This is a genomic window from Bartonella saheliensis (genome assembly GCF_902162175.1).
Genome location: NZ_LR607222.1, coordinates 1 through 19,732, shown reverse-complemented (window position 1 = coordinate 19,732; position 19,732 = coordinate 1). Strand labels below are relative to the sequence as shown.

Here is a 19,732-nt window from a genome sequence, read left to right as displayed (position 1 = left end):
GCATTATATCAATAATTATAATATTAATTTTTTGAAAAAATAAGAGATATAATAAATAAATTTTTTTGTCTTATTTACTTAAATATCTTCGTAATACTCGTGTTATAAGAAATCATATATAGCCATAACCTTTATAAGATTTTATCTAAAGCTGTGTAATAAAAACACCTTGCACATCTTCTTGTGTTGAAGATCTCTCAATTCATAAATGTATCTGATAAACTGCTGCTTTATAAATAAGCCTTATGCTTTTATCATCCCCATGAGCTAAGGCTTATAAAGAGTATTATGTACTAATAACTCGTCATTCCATTGCTTTTTATATGAAGAATAATGCCTAGAATAAGCTCATTTAATAGAAAAATTCTTTCATTACATTTGACGAAACGAATAGAGAAAAGCTTTTACCCTCTAAAGCTCTCGAGCGTATAAAGAAGTATCAAAATGAATATATAAAATGGAATGAACAAACTTTATTATTCTATATATCTGTTTAGCTTTTATCTGAAAATTATATTCAATACTTTTATAAAATTATTATAAGAGATATTTAATATTTTATAATTTTTATAAAAATTGAACAGACCAATTGCCCAGTTTCTGCAATTAATTTTTCAACACGAAGCAAATCGGGTTCACCAACGCTATTTAACAAAAGATCACTTAATCCAGGTGGCATATCATTGGGATCAAGGGGATCATTTAAGCAAAGCCGTATAATTTGACTCAAATTTGTATAGAGACGATAGGCATAATGTAAATCAGCAATACATGACTGATTAAGAAAACTGTTTGGTAAGTGATCTAAAATATCTGCTGTCGTCATCCCAATTTGAAACTCAATAACATGTGTAATAAGAGCAAATTGAGCAATAAACTCTAAATCCATAATACCACCAGACATCGTTTTAAAATCCCATTGATTTTTTGGTGGCTTTTCTTTTGCAATCAAAGAGCGCATTTCATATACTTCTTTTGCAACTTCATTCTTATCACGAGAAAGAGCAATAATTGTACACACTTCACTTTCTAGCTTTTGTAAAAAATCAGGATCTCCTGTAATGCCCCGCGCCCTTGTTAGAGCAAGATATTCCCATATCCATGCTTCTTGACGATAATATTTTTTAAAAAATGGAAAAGAAACAGCAACAGGTCCTTTATTGCCTAAGGGCCGTAACCTTAAATCAACGGCATAAAGAACACCTTGACTTGTCAGTGTGGATAAAGCAGAAACAAAACGCTGTGCTAAACGCGTATAATATTGAGAGATGTAAAGAGGCTTTTCTCCATCAGATATTTCTGTACCTTCATCGTGTTCATAAAGCAACATGATATCAACATCCGAACCAGCTGTTAATTCACGACTTCCAAGCTTTCCCATTCCCAATATGCCAACACGCCCCCCTTTAATATGGCCATGAAGACGAGAAAACTCCTCTTGAACGGTAGCAAATGTTTTTGTAATCATAAGATCAGCAAGCGCAGTAAAAGCAAAACCTGCTCTTTCTCCTGTAATTGTACCATTCAAAATTCGAATACCAATCAAAAAACGTTGCTCATCTGCAAAAATTCTTAAATGATCGAGGATTTCCTCATAAGAGGAAACATCTTCAAGAAAATATTCAAGTCGTTTTTCTAAATAGGCTTTTGTCGGTAATTCTGAAAGAATATTTGGGTCTAACATTCCATCAAAAACATGAGATCTGCGTGTAATAATTTCCGCAAGACGTGGTGCTGCCCCCATGATCAGGACAAGCATATCTAAAAGGGAGGGATTAGACTGCAAAAGACTAAAAAGCTGAATTCCTGAAGGCAATCCTTGTAAAAAACTATCAAAACGCAACATTGCTTCATCAGCTCGTTTTGTTGCACCAAAAGCTTTCAAAAGAGCTGGTGTTAATTCTGTTAATCTTTCGCGTGCTTCAGCGGATTGCGTTGCTTTATAACGACCACAATGGAGGGTGCGCATAATGCGACAAATATCACTCGCTCTTTCAAAACCTAAACGGCTTAATGTTATTAATGTCTCCGGATCATCTCCTTCTCCTGTAAAAACTAAATTACCAGTTTCTAAACCGAGTTCTTGTTCATTCTCAAACAGTGCTGCATAGTGTTTTTCAACAACCCGAAGTGTTTTTAATAAATCGCGAATAAAACTGCTCCTGTCTTGATAACCCATTAAATAAGCAACACTCGTGAATTGAGAAATATCACTGGGAAGAAGATGCGTTTGTTCATCCGCAAGCATCTGAATACGATGTTCCACATTTCTTAGAAAAGCATAACTTTTTATAAGGCTATCTCGCGTTTTCTCACTGATCCAACCAAGCGTGTGCAGTTCTGCTAACATTGCAACTGTCTGACGTCCACGTAATTGAGGAAAACGCCCACCAGCAATAAGTTGTTGTGTCTGAACAAAAAACTCAATTTCACGAATACCACCACGACCTAACTTTATATTATGACCATAAGCAGCAATTTGACCGTAACTTTTATGCGCATGAATTTGACGTTTGATCGAATGAATATCAGCTATCGCAGCATAGTCTAAATATTTGCGCCACACATAAGGAAAAAGCTCTTTAAGAAAGTTAAAACCTGCTCTCTTATCGCCAGCAACTGGACGTGCTTTAATCATAGCAGCTCGTTCCCAATTTTGTCCACGCCCTTCGTAATACCGTAAGGCAGTCCTTACTGGTAAAGCCAAAGGTGTTGATCCTGGATCTGGACGAAGACGAAAATCAAGACGAAAAACATATCCTTCCACAGTGCGCTCTTGAATGATACGGATTAATCGGCGTACCATTTTAGAAAATACGTCGACACTTTCAGAAAGATTACCAATATGAGGAGACGCTTCATCAATGAAAACAATAAGATCAATATCAGAAGAATAATTAAGTTCTCCTGCTCCTAATTTTCCCATCCCTAAAATGATTAAACCACAGTCTTTTTCCGGATTTTCGCGGCTCAGCAAAGTAATCTTACCATGATCATGCGCTTCTCTTAAGAGAAAACGCAATGCTACACCTAATGCTGCTTCACCCAAACGTGTCAACCAAGTACATGAAACTTCGTAAGTAAAAACACCACTCAAATCAGCTAAAGCAATAAGAACATGCACCTCTCGTTTTTTGCGCCTTAAAGCAGCCATTAACGAAGTTTCATTTATCGATTTATCCTGATCAATAACCGTAATATCATCGATAATTTTGCTTATCCTTGTTTCTATACCAACATACAATAAAGGACTAAGATATGATGGATTGGCAATTAAAACCTCACGCAAAAAAGGAGACAAGGTCATAACTGAACGGATAAAATCAATCTGTATTCCATTCTTTGAAATGAGAGAAACAAGCGGTTCTAAACCTTCTTTCCTTGCTTGTTCTTCCATATCTTTTAACCATTGGGAACCACTTTCATTGAGAGGGCATAAAGGGAGAAGCTGTGTTTTTAAAAAAGCTTGTTTTGTCTGAACTCCCTTGAAAAGCATTTTGCCTTCCTTTCTATTGCATTATACTTTTAAAATAGTTGTTCCGTATGAAAAGAAAAAAGTGAAAAAATATCATTAAGGAAATAACAAAACAGCTCTAAGTCCTGGATTTGCATTTTCAAGTAATAATTCACCCCCGTGCAGCTTCATAACTGCTTTTGCTATACTCAAGCCAATCCCAAAACCAGGTTGCGTACGGCTTTCTTCAAGACGAACAAATCGTTCTGTTACTTTTTCACGTTTGTCCTCTGCTATTCCTGGACCATTATCGCTTACAACAACTAATAAATGTTCATCACGATATTCCATTGATAAGCAAACCTTTGCTTTTCCTCTATCTTTAGATGCATATTTAATCGCATTATCGATAAGATTAAAAATTGTTTGCGCAATAAGCTCACGATTCAATTTAAGCTCTTTATCAAAAATATCTCCTAACTGAAGTAAAACGCCTGACTCTTCAGCAAAAGGTTCGTAAAGCTCAACAGCATCTTCAAGGATCAGTTTCATATTCATCATCTCAAGATGCTCAATTGCACTGCTCGCTTCAATGCGTGAAATCATTAAAATCGCATTAAACGTACGAATAAGTTGATCTGATTCAGAAATAACACTCTCAAGGACCTGACGATATTCAATCTTTGTCTTATTTCCCGAAAGTGCCTCTTCAGCACGATTTCTAAGACGTGTTAACGGTGTTTTTAGATCATGAGCAATATTATCCGACACTTGACGTAAACCAATATTTAACTCTTCAATACGGTCTAACATAACATTAAGATTTGTTGATAATCGATCAAACTCATCCCCTACCCCAGAAACCGGTAAACGCCCACTGAAATCACCATCCATCAAGCGCCGTGATGCTGCCGTGACCTGATCAATCCTTTGTAAAGCTCTCCTGCCAACAAAAAACCATATGAGTAAAGCTCCTCCCACCATTGCAGCAAGTGCAATGATTACAGCCTTACGAATAACTGCCGCAAAACGTTCGGGCTCATCCAAATCGCGTCCTATAAGGATCTTCATAGCATTAGGTAAATCAAAAACAACTGCCAAAGCGCGATGTTCACTTGTTTTGCCATGTTCTCCAAAACGAGAATACAAAAAGGAGGTAGAAATAAAACCATTCTGTTGCAAAAGACCTAATTCAATACGTGCTACATTACCTGCTAAAATACGCCCCATAGGATCCGTAACAAGATAAAGAAATGCCCCTGGTTGTCTTGAACGATAATCTATCGTACGCATTAATAAAGAAAGCCCCCCATAATTATAAGCATTTTCAATATACTTTAATTCTTCATGTAAAGCCTGTTCAGTCTGCTCTTTTAACAGCGAAGCAGAAAATGCTGTCATGTAAATAGAAAGACCTGTTGCCACCAATCCAAACAATAAAATGTAAAGTGCTGAAAGCCTTAGCGCAGTCGTGCGCATTATATTCATCAAACGATTCATGCTTTGTTATCTGGTTCTTTCAGCATATATCCAGCGCCACGCACTGTATGAAGAAGTGGAACATCAAAGTCTTTTTCAATTTTTGCTCTCAAGCGAGATATATGAACATCAATGACATTTGTTTGCGGATCAAAATGATAATCCCAAACATTTTCCAAAAGCATCGTGCGTGTAACAACCTGCCCCGCATAGCGCATTAAATATTCAAGGAGACGAAACTCTCGTGGTTGCAATAGAATGTTTTTATCACCCCGTTTTACCGTATGGGCTAACCTATCAAGCTCAAGATTGCTTACGCAATAAACAGTTTCTGCTTCTTTAGGATTCTTCCGCCGTTGTAATACTTCAACACGTGCAAGAAGTTCAGAAAAAGCATAAGGCTTTGTCAAATAATCATCTGCCCCTGCACGCAATCCCGTCACACGATCATTGACTTGCCCTAAAGCTGAAAGGATAAGAACGGGTGTTTCATTGCCTTTAGCACGCAATTGTGAAATAATAGAAAGCCCATCACGATGCAAAAGCATCCGATCAACAACCATAACATCATAATTTTCTGTTTCAGCTAAGGCGTATCCCGTATCACCATCATAGGCAACATCAACGGAATGTCCTACCTCCAAAAAAGCTTTTTCGAGATAAAGTCCTGTTTCACGATCATCTTCGATAACGAGTATTTTCATAAAACACATCTCCGTTATTTTTATAAAATCGCATTGTAGGGCAGAAATCTACAAAATCTCTGCCCCACTCATAATAAAGTGCTATTTTTTGAAAATTGGAAGAGCGACAAAACGATTTTGATCATTTGTTCGCACTTGTAGGAGAATAGCTTTTCGACCTAGCTTTTGAGCATTCTTAATCGTATCGGTAATATCAGAGGTCTTTTTAACAGATTTATTATTCACTGTCACAATAACATCACCTGGACGGATTCCCTTATCAGCAGCATCTGAATCCGAATCCACATCCGTTACAACCAATCCTAAACCATCCTCAGAAGGAGCAACAATTAACCCATAATCTTCTAATGTCTCATCTGAATTACCACGTTCATTTAAATATTTTGAACTTTCTTTCTTACCTTCATCTTCAGGCATTGCAGCAAGTTTAACTTTGATCTTTTCCTCCTTACCGGATCTAAAAATCTCTAAAGTCACGGTTTCTTCCGGGCTCATATTTGCAATACGCTTTGCCAAGTCACGAGAATCATTAATTTTTTCATCATTCACTGAAAGAATGACATCACCTGCCTTGATACCAGCCTTTGCTGCTGGTCCTTTTAATGGATCAGTAACCAAAGCACCTTTCGCTTCTTTTAAACCTATCGAATCAGAAATTTCCTTCGTTACTGGCTGAATCATAACTCCAAGCCAACCACGTTGAACTGAACCTTTTTCGATAAGTTGTTGCACAACCTGTTTTGCTGTCCCTGCCGGAATAGCAAAAGCGATCCCAACATTGCCTCCTGAAGGAGAAAAAATTGCTGTATTAACGCCAACAACCTTGCCATTCAAATCAAAAGTTGGACCTCCAGAATTTCCTCTATTAACAGCAGCATCAATTTGAATAAAATCATCATAACTACTGGTGCCAATATCTCGTCCACGGGCAGAAACAATACCTGCTGTTACAGTTCCACCAAGGCCAAATGGATTACCAATAGCAACAACCCAATCACCAACGCGAAGCTTTGAATCATCACCAAAATCAACATAGGAAAATTTTCTTTTGTCATTTACTTTTAGAACTGCAAGGTCAGTTTTGGGATCTTTTCCGATGAGCTTTGCATTCAATTCTGTACCATCATCAAGAACAACAGTATAATTTGTTCCTTCAGAAATCACATGATCATTAGTCACAATATAACCATCAGATGAAATAAAAAAACCCGATCCAAAAGCGATAGGACGGAGCCTTTGTGAATGATGAGGAAATTTATTTTTAGGCTTATCAAAATCATAAAACTCTTTAAAAAGCCTTTTTAAAGGATGTTGATCTGGTAATTGATCAATCCCTGGTCCACTAAAAAAGTTGCTAAAGAACCAATCTTCTTTCTTTTTATTGCTCTTTACTTGCACCGCAACAACCGCTGGTTTTACCTGAGCAACGATATCTGCAAATCCCTGTTGTTGCACTAACGAAGTAAATACAGAACTTGCATGAGCCTTTGTCGTCCATAAGCTTGATGTACATCCACTAAAAAACAGTGCACTCTCCAGTACTGCGGAAAAACTTACTGCGACAAACGTTTTAAAGAAAGTTTTTTTTAACATTTACTCTATGCTCCTATTTAATCATACTTTCTATCCCAATCTGATTACCTATAAAATACCAGACCTTACCGTTTTCTGTCTAAATTGTTAAAGTTTTGTAAGATTTTAGTATCCACCAATATCATTACAATAAAGTTGATTGCTCATTGCAGATAAGCTAAACTCCTTCCTCTATATAATATCCTTTTTACTATAATAGCGTTTTTGACTTTTTCCCCCCGTTGCATTTACAATCATTAGTTTCTCACGGTTATACCGTTTTAACTGAAAAAATATGACACTTGTACCAATGATGATAATAATCAAAGGCGAAAACCATAAAAACCAAGTTGTTTTATTCAATGGCGGTTTTAAGAGAATGAATTCACCATATCGCTCAACAAGAAAATCAATCACTTGCTGATTGCTATAGCCCATTTTTAATTTTTCCCGAATTAAAATCCTTAAATCACGTGCTAGAGAAGTGTCTGAATCATCAATTGATTGATTTTGACAAACCGGACAACGTAAATGAGATGAAATATCGCGCGCGCGCTTTTCAAGAACTGTATCCTTTAAAATCTCATCCGGCTCTACTGCTATCGCTAATCGAAAAGGAAATATTACGATTAAAAAACATAAGAGCCAAAGATTTTTTTTCATCTCAATGTCTTCCTCCCAAAACTTAAAGCAAGCAGTACCCTCCTGTAGGCTCCAGTGCGAAACCAATATCCCAGAAGGGAAAAACATCCGCCTATAGCCATCATGAATGCGCCTAACCAAATACATATTATATAAGGCTTCCACCATATGTGCACAACAAGACCCTGATTATCGAGATGTCCCGGCACAATATAGAGCTGTGATAAGCCATAATTTTGAAGACCAACTTCCGTTGTTGATGTATTTTGGCTTGAATAAAATCGCTTTGAAGCTGTTATATGACCCACAATTTTTTTATTTTCATATATTTTAAAATAAAACTCCATTGACGAATAATTCGAACCAAAACGATTATCCACACTATCAAAATAAAGCGTTTTATCTGCTATCGTCACCCACTCTCCTACGTTCATGGTTAAAATACGTTCTTGACTAAAACTTGCCACACAAATAATACCAAATAATGTAACGCCTAGTCCCATATGTGCTATTGCTGCACCAAAAACTGACCATGGTAATCCAACAAGTCTCTTAACGCGTACTGAAAAAGCTTTCTTGCCATATCCGCTCTTCCCCCACAGATCCGCTAAACTGCCTAAAAAAACAAACGTCGATAGCCCAATGCCTAAAACTGCGAGAATATCACGCACAGATGTCGCGTAAAATATTATACAGATGATACCAACCGAAATAAGAACAAACCACAACCGTTCAAAAACTGCGGGAAAATCACCGCGTTTCCATGCCATCATTGAACCAAACGGAACAAGAAACAATAGCAAAAGCATGAGCGGCCCACAGGTAAGGTTGAAAAAAGCAGCCCCTACAGAAATTTTTTGTCCTGTTAGCATCTCAATAAAATAAGGATAGAGCGTACCAATCAATACTGTTGCTGTTATTGTTGTCAGTAACAAGTTATTTAAAACAATAAACCCTTCGCGCGAAATTGGTTGAAAAAATCTTCCTGTTTTTAAAAGAGGGATGCGTAAGGCAAAAAGCAGAAAAGATGCTCCCGTAAAAAAAAATAAAAGTGCAAGAATTGCTTTCCCTCGCGCTGGATCAACGGCAAAACTATGAACAGATATTAAAAGACCAGAGCGAACAAGAAACGTTCCCATAAGAGAAAGAGAAAAAGTAAGCAGCGCTAAAAACAAAGTCCAACTTTTCAATATTCCTCGTTTTTCGAGAACAAGAGTAGAATGTAAAAGAGCCGTTCCTGAAAGCCAAGGCATAAACGAAACATTTTCAACAGGGTCCCAAAACCAATATCCTCCCCATCCTAGCTCATAATAAGCCCAATAGGAGCCAACCATAATCCCCAATGTCAAAAGACACCAAGAAAGTAGAAGCCAAGGACGAACCCAACGTGCCCAAATCCTATCAATATGCCCCATAATCAATGCCGCAACGGCAAAAGAAAAACAAAGTGAAAAACCAACATAACCTAAATAAAGAAGGGGAGGATGAATCGCTAATGCAATATCTTGTAAAAGAGGATTGAGGTCATTTCCCTGTAATGCTGGTGGATTCATACGTAAAAATGGGTTGGATACAAAAAGAATAAAGAGAAGAAAAGCGCTTGTAATCCAACTTTGGCAAATTAAAATAAGTGCCTTAAAATCTGTTGGTAAATCTTGGCTAAAGAAGGCCATCAATGCACTAAAAAAAGTAAGACTTAAGACCCATAATAACATAGAGCCTTCGTGGTTACCCCAAACACCTGTGATTTTATAGAGCATCGGTTTTTCTGAATGAGAATTCTCAACAACATTCAAAACAGAAAAATCAGAGACAATATGAGCATAAATCATCACTAAAAAAGAAAAGAGCAATAATGTGAAAGTGATATATGTGAGAGGGATAGCTGTTTGCATTAACAAACGCTCTTTCCTCCAAAAACCTAAAGCAGGTAAGAAAGATTCTAATAAGCTTACGGCAAATGCTGCGGCTAAAAAAATGTGACCCAGTTCGACAAGCACAATCGAATTATTTCTCCATACTGTAATTTTTTTTCAAGCGATCAGCAGTTTCTTTAGGCATATAAGTTTCATCATGTTTTGCTAAAATACGCGTCCCTATAAAAAAACCCTGTTTATCGAAATGCCCTTCTACAATCACCCCCTGACCTTCACGAAAAAGATCTGGTAAGACACCTTTAAAAACCACTTTTTTATGTTTTGTGTTATCCGTTATAAAAAAAATAACGCTACTCTCTTCAATATATTGAACGCTCCCCTTTTCAACAAAACCGCCCAAACGCAAAGGACGCCCTGTTAAAATATCTTCTCTTGTAATTTCAGAGGGCATTCTAAAAAAACTGACCGCATGACGCATTGCATATACAATGAGACTTGCTGCTATTGCCATAACCAAACAACACAATAAGATGATCCGTAAGCGCTTTTTTTTTCGCTGCTTTAAAATGAGCTTTAACGAAGCAGAGTTCTTTAAAGATTGATTATTCATAGACACTCAACAAAAAAAATTTAAACACGTTCTATAAGCATCCATATTTTATTTCTTAAAGAGCTTTGCACATCTTCTCTATAGGTGCAACTTTTTATCTAATACTCACTTTTGCCAACACGCTTATCAATACCTTTCTTCTTTTTTAGTTTTTATACCAATTTTTATTGACTCTATAACAACTTGTACCTGTGCTCTTGACATTCTTCATTTCTGCTCTTCACCCTCCTTCACCTATCCCTTCCTCTTCTAGAATGATCACTTCTCTTAATCTTTCTAATTGGTGACGATCACTTTTCTCTGTCGGTTTATTTAATGAGCCAAGTAACTGAATTATCATTTTTTCAACCCGTGAGCGTCCTGTAAAATTTTTAGGCATTGTATCAAGAAAGCTTTGTAAAAACTGCACTGCCTGCGCCGTTTTTCCAGCTTGATGAAATGCATCGGCCAACAAGAGGCGCGGATAAAAATCTGTTGGTGCTAAATCTGCTGCTTTTTGAAAAGCTCTTTGTGCCTCTTGCGTTATCATTCCCCCTTCATAACCAACCAATGCTAAACCATATCCTACAAGCCTTGGCGCCGTTTCTCCATTCAAACGAAGAGCATCTAAATAAGTATTCACAGCTTCTTGAAAATGACTTTCTTCGAGATACCCCACTGCTAAGGCATCAGCTAATTTGCCATCATAAGGGGAACGGAAAAAAAGCACTTGTAAACGAACAAGCTTTTCTTGCTTACTGAGAAGTTTAGGATTCTTATCCATTAATTCGCTAAAAAAATAACTTTTTACTTCTGGATTGCCTGTCAGCCCATAGATACTCCATGTCATAACAAGAACAAACAAAACACTTAGCGTTTTAAAAATATTTCTTTTTTGATAATGCTTATAAAGCTTACGAGACTCAACCGTATGGATATGATTTCTATAACCATCCATGGTTTGAACTTGCCACTTTTTCTTTACCCCATCATCAAAACGGAGTGACAGAAAAAGAATAATTGCCAAAAAAATGAGAAAGAATGCTACAAAAACGAGGAGGAGCATATTATTTTTTCCAATACAAACAAAAGATAACGCGCTTATCTTTTACCCTCTTCATGAAAAGAGTGATGTGAAATGATAAAAATTTAGCTTTTTATGAAGAATATCATAAAATCTATCGTTCATTTCTCTCAATAGGTCTCTTATATCAAGAAAATAAAAACAAGGCTTTATTTTCATAGTTTGATTATAAATTGAAAGATCTTCTGAAATGTCTCCCTACTTTTTTGTATTGTCTAAATATTTCTTTACAAACTCTATAGATATTTCCTGCTTAAGAAAAAAATGTATTATTCTCCTCTTTTGGGTAATAAAACTTTTGTACACAACCCACCTAAGACAGAACGCGATAAAAAGAGAGTGCCACCATATTCACCGACCATATCTGAAACAATTGCTAACCCTAAACCTGTCCCCGGTTTGCTTTCATCAAACCGCTTCCCTCTTTTTAACGCTTCATCAATTTTATCTTCTGTTAAACCAGGACCATCATCTTCAACAAGGATACTAAAATATCTTTCTTCTTCAAGGTTTTCTTCTAAAAAACAAGAGATCAATACTTTTGTGCGAGACCACTGAGTAGCATTTTCAATTAAATTGCCTATAATTTCTTCTAAATCTTCCTTCTCTCCAGAAAAAACAATATCATCAACTTCCATAATAAATTCAATTTGTTTTTCAGGATTAAGCTTTTTCATAACCCGCACTAAACGATCCATCACATTGCGAACAGATGTATGATAGACAATACTACCGCATTGTGCTGCAAGCCGCGCTCGCTGAAGATAACGATTGATTTGAGCTTGCATGATTTGCGTTTGCTCTCTCAACAAATGAGCCTTTTCTCCACGCATCTTATCTGTTTCATTCATAATCACGGATAGAGGTGTCTTCAATGAATGTGCGAGATTACCAACCTGTGTGCGAAATCGCTCAATAATATGCTGATTATTCTTAATGAGAGCATTCATCTCTTGGGCAAGCGGCATCACTTCGCTCACTAAATCGGTATTCACATAGTGAACTCTTCCTTCGCGAATATCATTCAATGCCCGTCGAATAAGCTTCAACGGCTGAAAACTAAAGAAAATAAGAGCAATATTAATCAGAACACTCCCGAGACCAAAACTCCAAAGAAAAATTTGCAAAGTTCGCTTAAATTCCTTAACTTGAGCATGCGCTTCATCAATATTTCCAACAAGTCGAAAACGTGCAATATGATTTTTATTATCAAGAATAACATCACTCTCAATTACTTGGAGCTTTTGACCATTCTTTCCCTTTATCCGATAAGAGCGAAAGAATTTATTGTCAAAAGGTATATCGACATCGCTGGGTGTAAATATCTCTCCTGTTCCCAATGAGGGGGAGGTCAATCTTCCTTTTAAATTATGGGATATCGCAACAACTTCCCAATACCATCCCGTTGTTGGATCAGCATACCGAATATCATCAATTCCAGCTCCTCCTCTCAAATTGCCGTCTGGTGATACCGTTACTGTTGCAATCAAACTGTAGAGTTGAGCAGAAAGGATACGCTCTAGGCTCTCTTCAGTTGAACGCTTATAAAATAAAATACTTACTGCAGAAATCGATAAAAGAGAAATAACAATCCATAGCGTTGATAAGATCATAACACGTAAACTGAGCGATCGCGTAATGACAAAAAAAAACCTCTGAAACCAATTATCCTCTTTGAAAACATTCATTCATCACCTAGCGTTCTCACGCGATACCCCATTCCTCGGATCGTCTCAATCAAATCCACGCCAAGCTTCTTGCGTAACCGCCCTATAAAAACTTCCACCGTATTTGAATCCTTATCAAAATCCTGATCATAAAGATGTTCAGTCAGCTCCGTTCTTGAAATAACCCTATCACAATGATGCATCAGATACGAAAGAAGCCTGAATTCATAAGATGTTAGTTTAATCAATTGACCATCTACGAAAACACGAGATGTCTTCGTATCTAACATAACATTCCCGCAACATAAGGCACTTGTTGCATGTCCTGTCGCACGACGAATGAGTGCCCGCAAGCGCGCCATCACTTCCTCCAAATGAAATGGCTTCACAACATAATCGTCAGCTCCAGCATCAATACCAAGCACCTTATCAGACCAACGATCTCGTGCCGTTAACATTAAAACAGGCATGGTACGCCCTTCTTGACGCCACTTTTCAACAACATGAAGTCCATCAATCTGCGGCAAACCTATATCAAGGATCACCGCATCATAAGACTCTGTACTTCCTAAAAAATAAGCCTCTTCACCATCAAAAGCACTATCGAAAACGTAGCCCGCACGTCTTACAGCTTCTGCCAATTGATGGTGAAGATTCCGATCATCTTCAACGATTAAGATACGCATCAAAACACCATCTGCTAAGGACTAATCAGCAGGAACGAGAGCCTCAACACGGCGCAATTTCTCACCATTACGAGCTGGGATAACAACCACAACTGCACACATATCCCTTCCATCCTGAACAACTAGTTTTGAACGGACCAGAACCCCCTTCTCCTGAGTTGCAACCCTTTTACCCACCTCAGCACAACCCGCAGCCATAACAGAATCAGCTCCTAAAAAAGCTACTATTATCACGAACAATAAAACTTTTTTCATCATAGATATTTCACAACCTATCTTCTTATCATAAGATAAGATCAAAAAAATAATGTCTTTTTTGGGGTCAATTTAAAGGGGGCAGTTTAAAAACCACAAATGAAAAATAATTTATCCTCTGTCTTACAGAATAACGTGTTAATAGTAATCCAAATTTTTAAAACATCAAAATAAAATATTTTTAATAATAACAAGAAAGTTTATTGGATAAAATAATAAATTCTTAATACACAGTCTTACGAAAAATGAATAATCTTTAAATAAACTCTTTCTTTGTATCACTATAGAAAAAAAATACTTCTACTCCATATAAATTTTATAGATTTGTTTGGTTGTATTGCTTTGCTATAGGCTCTTTTTTAAATGTTTAATTTTTTTAAAAAAAAGAAAGAACAACAGCATAAACCGTTTCACAGCCCTGCTCTCATCGAATTAGATGCACGATTAGATACAGCGCTTTATCACATTTATTCTGCTAACAGTTTTTTTTGGAAAAAGGCAAAAATCATCTCTCAAAATTTTCATCTTCAAGGATGGAAACGTTTTATCGTTGAAGTTCTCGATGAAATATTAACATTAGGATTGATAGGCTTTACTCTTTTTACCATTTTTGGCATTTCTGTTTTTAAACTGACCCAAAAAGATTGGTCCTCTCCACAGAATTTTTCCATTCTTTTTCTCGATCGCTATGGAAATCCCATTGGGCACCGTGGTGCACTGCTGGCGACCTCTGTCCCTGTTGAAGAAATGCCTGACACCTTTATTAAAGCGGTTCTCGCTACAGAAGACCGTCGTTTTTTCGATCATTGGGGCATCGATTTTCAGGGACTTACACGAGCAATTTCACAAAACATGCAAGCTAAAGGTGTCGTGCAAGGTGGTTCAACGCTCACACAACAATTGGCTAAAAATTTATTCCTAACAAATGAGCGAACCATAACACGTAAAATCAAAGAAGCTTATCTTGCTCTTTGGTTAGAGGCTAATTTTAGTAAAAAACAAATTTTGCAACTTTATCTTGATCGTGTCTATATGGGAGGAAATAATTTTGGTAGTGCAGCAGCAGCAAAATTTTATTTTGGAAAAAACATACGTCATGTCTCTTTAAGTGAATCGGCTATGTTAGCAGGACTCTTTAAAGCCCCAACAAAATATGCTCCTCATAGTCATCTCTTTGCGGCTCAAACACGTGCTAATGTTGTCCTTTCTAATCTTGTTAACAGTGGTTTTATGACAGAAAGCCAGATTATTAACGCACATCGCCACCCTGCTAGGGCACTTCCCCCAATAGATAATAATCAGCCTGGCTATTTTCTTGATTGGGCATTCGAAGAAGTCAAAAAAATGCGTGATCAACTCCCCAGTTATCATTTAATTATTCAAACAACCCTTGATCCAGAACTTCAAAAAGTAGCAGAAGAATCAATTGCCTATCATTTACATCAATATGGTCAACAATATCGCGTAACACAAGCCGCCACTGTTATACTTGACAATAACGGTGCTGTATGTGCAATTGTTGGAGGACTAGATTACAAAAAGAGCCAATTTAATAGAGCGACACAAGGTGGCCGACAACCTGGTTCTTCATTTAAACCTTATGTTTACGCAGCCGCACTAGAACGCGGTCTTTCACCTTCAACCATTGTTTTAGATGCCCCCATTAATTGGGGAGGTTGGACACCCAAAAATAATTCTGGTCGTTATCTGGGAAAAATTGATTTAGCAACAGCTTTAGCTTTTTCTATTAATACAGTCCCTGTTTATCTCACCTACCAATATCTTAACCGCGATACAAAACCCATCATAGATCTCATCAAGAATATGGGAATCAACGCGCATATTCTATCACACAAAACGATGGTTCTTGGTACTTCCAACATGACGCCCATGGATCAAGCAACTGGCTTTAATGTCTTTGCGAATGGTGGAATAGCTGGTAATCGTCATGGATTCACACAAATCAGAACAATCGATGGTCATTTAGTGTGGGATTTCGAGCATAACGGAAAAAAATTACACCGAGTTCTCAGCAGTCAATCAGCAGCTTATATGAACCAAATGATGGTGGGTGTCACAACACGAGGATCCGGTAAACGTGCTGCTCTCCCCATGACACTTGTTGCTGGAAAAACTGGAACATCACAATCCTATCGCGATGCTTGGTTTGTGGGCTTTACAGGTAATTATACTGGCGCAGTATGGATGGGAAATGATAACTTTTCACCCATGAATCGTGCTTTTGGGGGAGGTGTTCCCGCCATGATATGGCATCGCATTATGCTTGCAGCACACCAAAATATTATGCTCAAACAACTCTACGGTGTTAAGGATTCTCTCCTTCCTTATCAGCCTCAAACACCCTCCTCCCATACAGATTCTGAGTTTTTTTCCCCAATACCCTCTAGGCTTTCTCCTGAAACATTGAATATCGTGCACTTGATTAACAAAGATCTGAAAAAGACCTCTGCAATTTCTTTAAAAATGAAAATAAATGGAGATTCAACATTTTGAATTCAAAATATTCACTGATGCTTTTTAATATTATCATTTTCTTTTTTATCTTCGCTTTTTCTATTTTATGCGGAATACTAAGTGTTGATTATGTGCTCAATTCCTTTCCTCATTTTGGACGCTTTGCAATTGGAAAATGGAGCGCTTACCCACAAGTCAGCACCACCAATATGGATCCTTACACCCGCGCTCGCACTGCCAAACAAGGCATTGTTTCACTTGGACGTACTGAAGGTATTCAATTCCAGATTTGGCAAGATAATCAAGGGCGTCCACTCCACCCTCATTGTCATTATTTGCTCAAAGGCACCATCCCAGAAACCCGGCTTTTTACCCTTTATGCAGCTGACAAATCTCTTAAACCCTATACTTCATCAAAAGAACTACCTTTTGAACTCCACACGAACGCTATTACTTATGAGCATAATGGCGCATTGCATATCCATATTTCACCTACACCGCAAGCCGGCAATTGGCTTGCAACCGTTAGTCAAAAAGAATTCGGACTTATTCTCACCTTATACGATACCCCAATCATCTCAGCAACGGCATTACAAAAGCTCACCATGCCCTCAATAGAACAAATCCCATCAGGACAAATAAATTGTGACTAGATTTATTCATACCACACTTCTTGCAATCATTGGCGCTATTATCGTTCATATTTGTGTTCTCTTTCTGATACCCACTTGGGCACAAAATAATATATGGACAAGCCTTAAAAAATCTGGAGCCCCTTATCAATTTGTTAATTTTACTCCCGATAATCCTATTCAACAATCTGCTGATCCACTCTTTCTTCTTAAAGTCTGCAGATTTAATCTTGAAAATGGACCTGTTCATTTAAAGGCTTTGAAAACACAACAATTTTGGTCACTGGCAGCCTATACACACAACGGAATTATTTTTTACAGCCTTAATGACCGAACAGCCCCTGATACGATACTTGATCTTATCATTGGAAAACCCATACAAATAATAGAGCTCAAAAAATCAAGACCTAAAGCAAATGCTAATTCAGTTTTAGTTGCTAAAAATTTGAATGAAGGTTTTGTCATTTTACGTATTTTTGCCCCCTCTTCCCTTGCAAAAAAAGAAAGTGAAGCTTTCCTTTCATCGGCGACTTGCCGCATATTTTATGAATAAAAATATCCTCGCTTTTATAGCAACTTACTTTTTAATAAAAACGAAATAAAACCTATCAAAATGGTCATCTTTTTCCTCTATGAATCGAATATTCAAATTTAGATTTGTCTTATTTTAAATCCATCAATTTTTCTATTGAGAGAGAATGAAATTTCTGTTGCACACACTCATCTTATATCTGGATAATAATTTGACTTCTAATGATAATTTATTGAGATGTTGAATAAGCGCTCCAAAGATCGTAGGTTTCTCTTATTCCAAACTTATCCCATGTTGAATCAATTAAACCCGCGTCTTTTGCATAAGACAAGCGAAATTGATGCCTAAATAAAAACTGTACAATAAAAATGCCTCTTATGAAGAATCTGCTCAAGAGCTGTGAATATTGGTGGTGAATAAATAGAATGATGGTGCGGTTTTCTTTTTCATAAACGTAAAGATGGATATGCTCAATCGCTTTATCGTTATAGCCTTCATAAGCGTTGTCGCAAAATAGTTGTGACGAATAAGATGTCTCTTTAAAACAAACACCGTGAATTTAGCACTTCTAATGGTGTTCCGTTATTCGATACGCCTATTTGACAAAAAATTCCCCACAATGAGAAGAGAAAAAGGAAAGTTTTAAACAAATATACTGTTAACAATCGTAAAACTTGTTATTTGAGTTTATTGCTATTTATTGACAAATATTTCCATAAAATTTCTTGTCAATGATAGAATAAAGTGCTGAAGAAATACTTATTCCCTTCAATGAAAACCCTAAAATAATCGCTAAAAATTGATGAGATATCATGCATCCTTGACCTCAAAAATAAGTGCTTTACTTTTGTCTTATGAGCAAAAACTTTTTAAGATATGTCATCTGAGAAAACTTTGCTTATAGTTTACAGTTGAGGGGAAAAACTTTATGAAAAAGAGATATGTTCGGTTAATTTCAAGGGCAGCAGTATGGTCCCCTCGATTTGGGGGAGTGGCGTTTTTTATTTTATTATTTTCAGTCATCTTACAACGTTTTTCCGTCATTCATGTAACCGACTTTATAATTTTGACCAGTATCTCTACTGGTTGTGTGATTATTTCTGTTTTTCTCGCTATTAAAGCACTTCATAGTCTGTGGGTCTGTGGGGCTCTAGGGGGAATGAAAGCTTTAAAGGGAATTGTTTATTCACTCATAACTGCGACACCATTGGTATTATTTTTTGGACTTTGGTTTACTTTACCTGCTCTTTACGATATTTCTACCGATACACAAAAACCACCGGCTTTTTTTCGCACAATACGTCCCAGTGATGCTTTACCACTCAAAAGTGTTTTGCTTGAACAAGAAACATTACAAAGGTCACAATGGCCAGAAATGTCTGGACGCCGTTATGATGGCGCACCTGAACGCATTCGCGAATCCGTTCTCAACGTTTTAGCTGCGTATGATTGGCCTATTGTAGCAGAACGAGAATTTAAAGGCGAAGAAAATGAGATTTATATTGAAACGAGAGCTAAAACTTTTTACCTCGGTTTTATTTCAGACATCGTGATCCGCTTAACTGATGAAGGTGATACCACCTTTGTTGATATGCGCTCTGCTTCTCGTTATTTGCCAAGAGATTTAGGAACCAATGCTGCCTTTATTATCGATTTTATGGATGCCCTTGATACAGAAATCGCTTCACTTCCTCTTTCCCAAGATGATGGATAAAAATCAAGAGAGATAAGGCACTTCATTTCATAAAAATCGCTTATTTTTTAATGAATATGATATATAAGAAAATAATCATTTTTTTAAAGCTATAAACTGACAATCCTTATACAAAAGACAATAATCTCAAAACGACCCATTCTTGAAATAATTAAAAAGATTTAAAAACAGCAAATAAAAAACAGAAATATTGATGATAATATTTAAAGACTCTGTCTAACTGTAATCAGTAATTTTTTAAATATTAATATCAAATAAATTATTTATATCAAAACATTATTATATAAATAATTATTGTCCATATAAATAACGTACACAAACAAAAACTGTTATAGAAAGTAATATAATTAATATAATAAACAAAAATGTG

The 19,732-nt window shown here is 36.7% G+C and carries 15 protein-coding genes; 4 read left to right on the top strand and 11 right to left on the bottom strand.

Going from position 1 to position 19,732, the window contains the following annotated elements:
- Positions 1 to 550: 550 nt before the first annotated feature.
- The 11 genes from FS875_RS07565 to FS875_RS07515 all read right to left on the bottom strand — a co-directional run bounded on the left by FS875_RS07565 (position 551) and on the right by FS875_RS07515 (position 14,012).
- A complete protein-coding gene (locus FS875_RS07565; RefSeq protein WP_144755174.1) occupies positions 551 to 3,496 on the bottom strand; it encodes a bifunctional [glutamine synthetase] adenylyltransferase/[glutamine synthetase]-adenylyl-L-tyrosine phosphorylase in 2,946 nt (981 codons plus the stop codon).
- 75 nt (positions 3,497 to 3,571) lie between these two features.
- A complete protein-coding gene (locus FS875_RS07560; protein WP_144755171.1) occupies positions 3,572 to 4,954 on the bottom strand; it encodes a sensor histidine kinase in 1,383 nt (460 codons plus the stop codon).
- The gene (locus tag FS875_RS07555) at positions 4,951 to 5,637 is read right to left on the bottom strand and encodes a response regulator transcription factor (protein WP_144755168.1); all 687 of its coding nucleotides are present in this window, start codon (positions 5,635 to 5,637) and stop codon (positions 4,951 to 4,953) included. Before FS875_RS07555 ends, FS875_RS07560 begins: the two co-directional genes overlap by 4 nt.
- A gap of 81 nt (positions 5,638 to 5,718) precedes the next feature.
- A complete protein-coding gene (locus FS875_RS07550) occupies positions 5,719 to 7,230 on the bottom strand; it encodes a Do family serine endopeptidase (RefSeq protein ID WP_144755165.1) in 1,512 nt (503 codons plus the stop codon).
- Between the two features lie 171 nt (positions 7,231 to 7,401).
- The gene (locus tag FS875_RS07545; RefSeq protein WP_144755162.1) at positions 7,402 to 7,872 is read right to left on the bottom strand and encodes a cytochrome c-type biogenesis protein; all 471 of its coding nucleotides are present in this window, start codon (positions 7,870 to 7,872) and stop codon (positions 7,402 to 7,404) included.
- Complete coding sequence (locus FS875_RS07540; protein ID WP_144755159.1) at positions 7,869 to 9,851, bottom strand: heme lyase CcmF/NrfE family subunit; 1,983 nt, start codon at positions 9,849 to 9,851, stop codon at positions 7,869 to 7,871. Before FS875_RS07540 ends, FS875_RS07545 begins: the two co-directional genes overlap by 4 nt.
- Positions 9,852 to 9,858: 7 nt before the next feature.
- On the bottom strand, positions 9,859 to 10,338 hold the full coding sequence (ccmE, locus tag FS875_RS07535) for a cytochrome c maturation protein CcmE (protein ID WP_144755156.1): 480 nt from the start codon (positions 10,336 to 10,338) through the stop codon (positions 9,859 to 9,861).
- Positions 10,339 to 10,558: 220 nt separating this feature from the next.
- Complete coding sequence (locus tag FS875_RS07530) at positions 10,559 to 11,383, bottom strand: tetratricopeptide repeat protein (RefSeq protein ID WP_144755153.1); 825 nt, start codon at positions 11,381 to 11,383, stop codon at positions 10,559 to 10,561.
- A 287-nt stretch (positions 11,384 to 11,670) separates the two neighbouring features.
- Positions 11,671 to 13,089, bottom strand: coding sequence for an ATP-binding protein (locus FS875_RS07525; RefSeq protein ID WP_144755150.1), 1,419 nt, complete (start codon positions 13,087 to 13,089; stop codon positions 11,671 to 11,673).
- A complete protein-coding gene (locus tag FS875_RS07520; protein ID WP_144755147.1) occupies positions 13,086 to 13,754 on the bottom strand; it encodes a response regulator transcription factor in 669 nt (222 codons plus the stop codon). Before FS875_RS07520 ends, FS875_RS07525 begins: the two co-directional genes overlap by 4 nt.
- 21 nt (positions 13,755 to 13,775) lie before the next feature.
- On the bottom strand, positions 13,776 to 14,012 hold the full coding sequence (locus FS875_RS07515) for a hypothetical protein (protein WP_144755144.1): 237 nt from the start codon (positions 14,010 to 14,012) through the stop codon (positions 13,776 to 13,778).
- 360 nt (positions 14,013 to 14,372) lie between these two features.
- Between FS875_RS07515 and FS875_RS07510 the strand changes: the two genes are divergently transcribed.
- The 4 genes from FS875_RS07510 to FS875_RS07495 all read left to right on the top strand — a co-directional run bounded on the left by FS875_RS07510 (position 14,373) and on the right by FS875_RS07495 (position 19,362).
- Positions 14,373 to 16,523 carry a transglycosylase domain-containing protein gene (locus FS875_RS07510; RefSeq protein WP_144755141.1) on the top strand — a complete coding sequence of 717 codons (2,151 nt, stop codon included), beginning with the start codon at positions 14,373 to 14,375 and terminating at the stop codon, positions 16,521 to 16,523.
- Between the two features lie 17 nt (positions 16,524 to 16,540).
- Positions 16,541 to 17,137: a DUF1214 domain-containing protein gene (locus FS875_RS07505; RefSeq protein ID WP_144755177.1), complete on the top strand. Its 597-nt coding sequence runs from the start codon at positions 16,541 to 16,543 to the stop codon at positions 17,135 to 17,137.
- Positions 17,130 to 17,669: a DUF1254 domain-containing protein gene (locus FS875_RS07500; RefSeq protein WP_144755138.1), complete on the top strand. Its 540-nt coding sequence runs from the start codon at positions 17,130 to 17,132 to the stop codon at positions 17,667 to 17,669. The genes FS875_RS07505 and FS875_RS07500 overlap by 8 nt, the downstream gene beginning before the upstream one ends.
- Positions 17,670 to 18,576: 907 nt before the next feature.
- On the top strand, positions 18,577 to 19,362 hold the full coding sequence (locus FS875_RS07495; protein ID WP_144755135.1) for a DUF1499 domain-containing protein: 786 nt from the start codon (positions 18,577 to 18,579) through the stop codon (positions 19,360 to 19,362).
- The last annotated feature ends 370 nt before the right edge of the window (positions 19,363 to 19,732 follow it).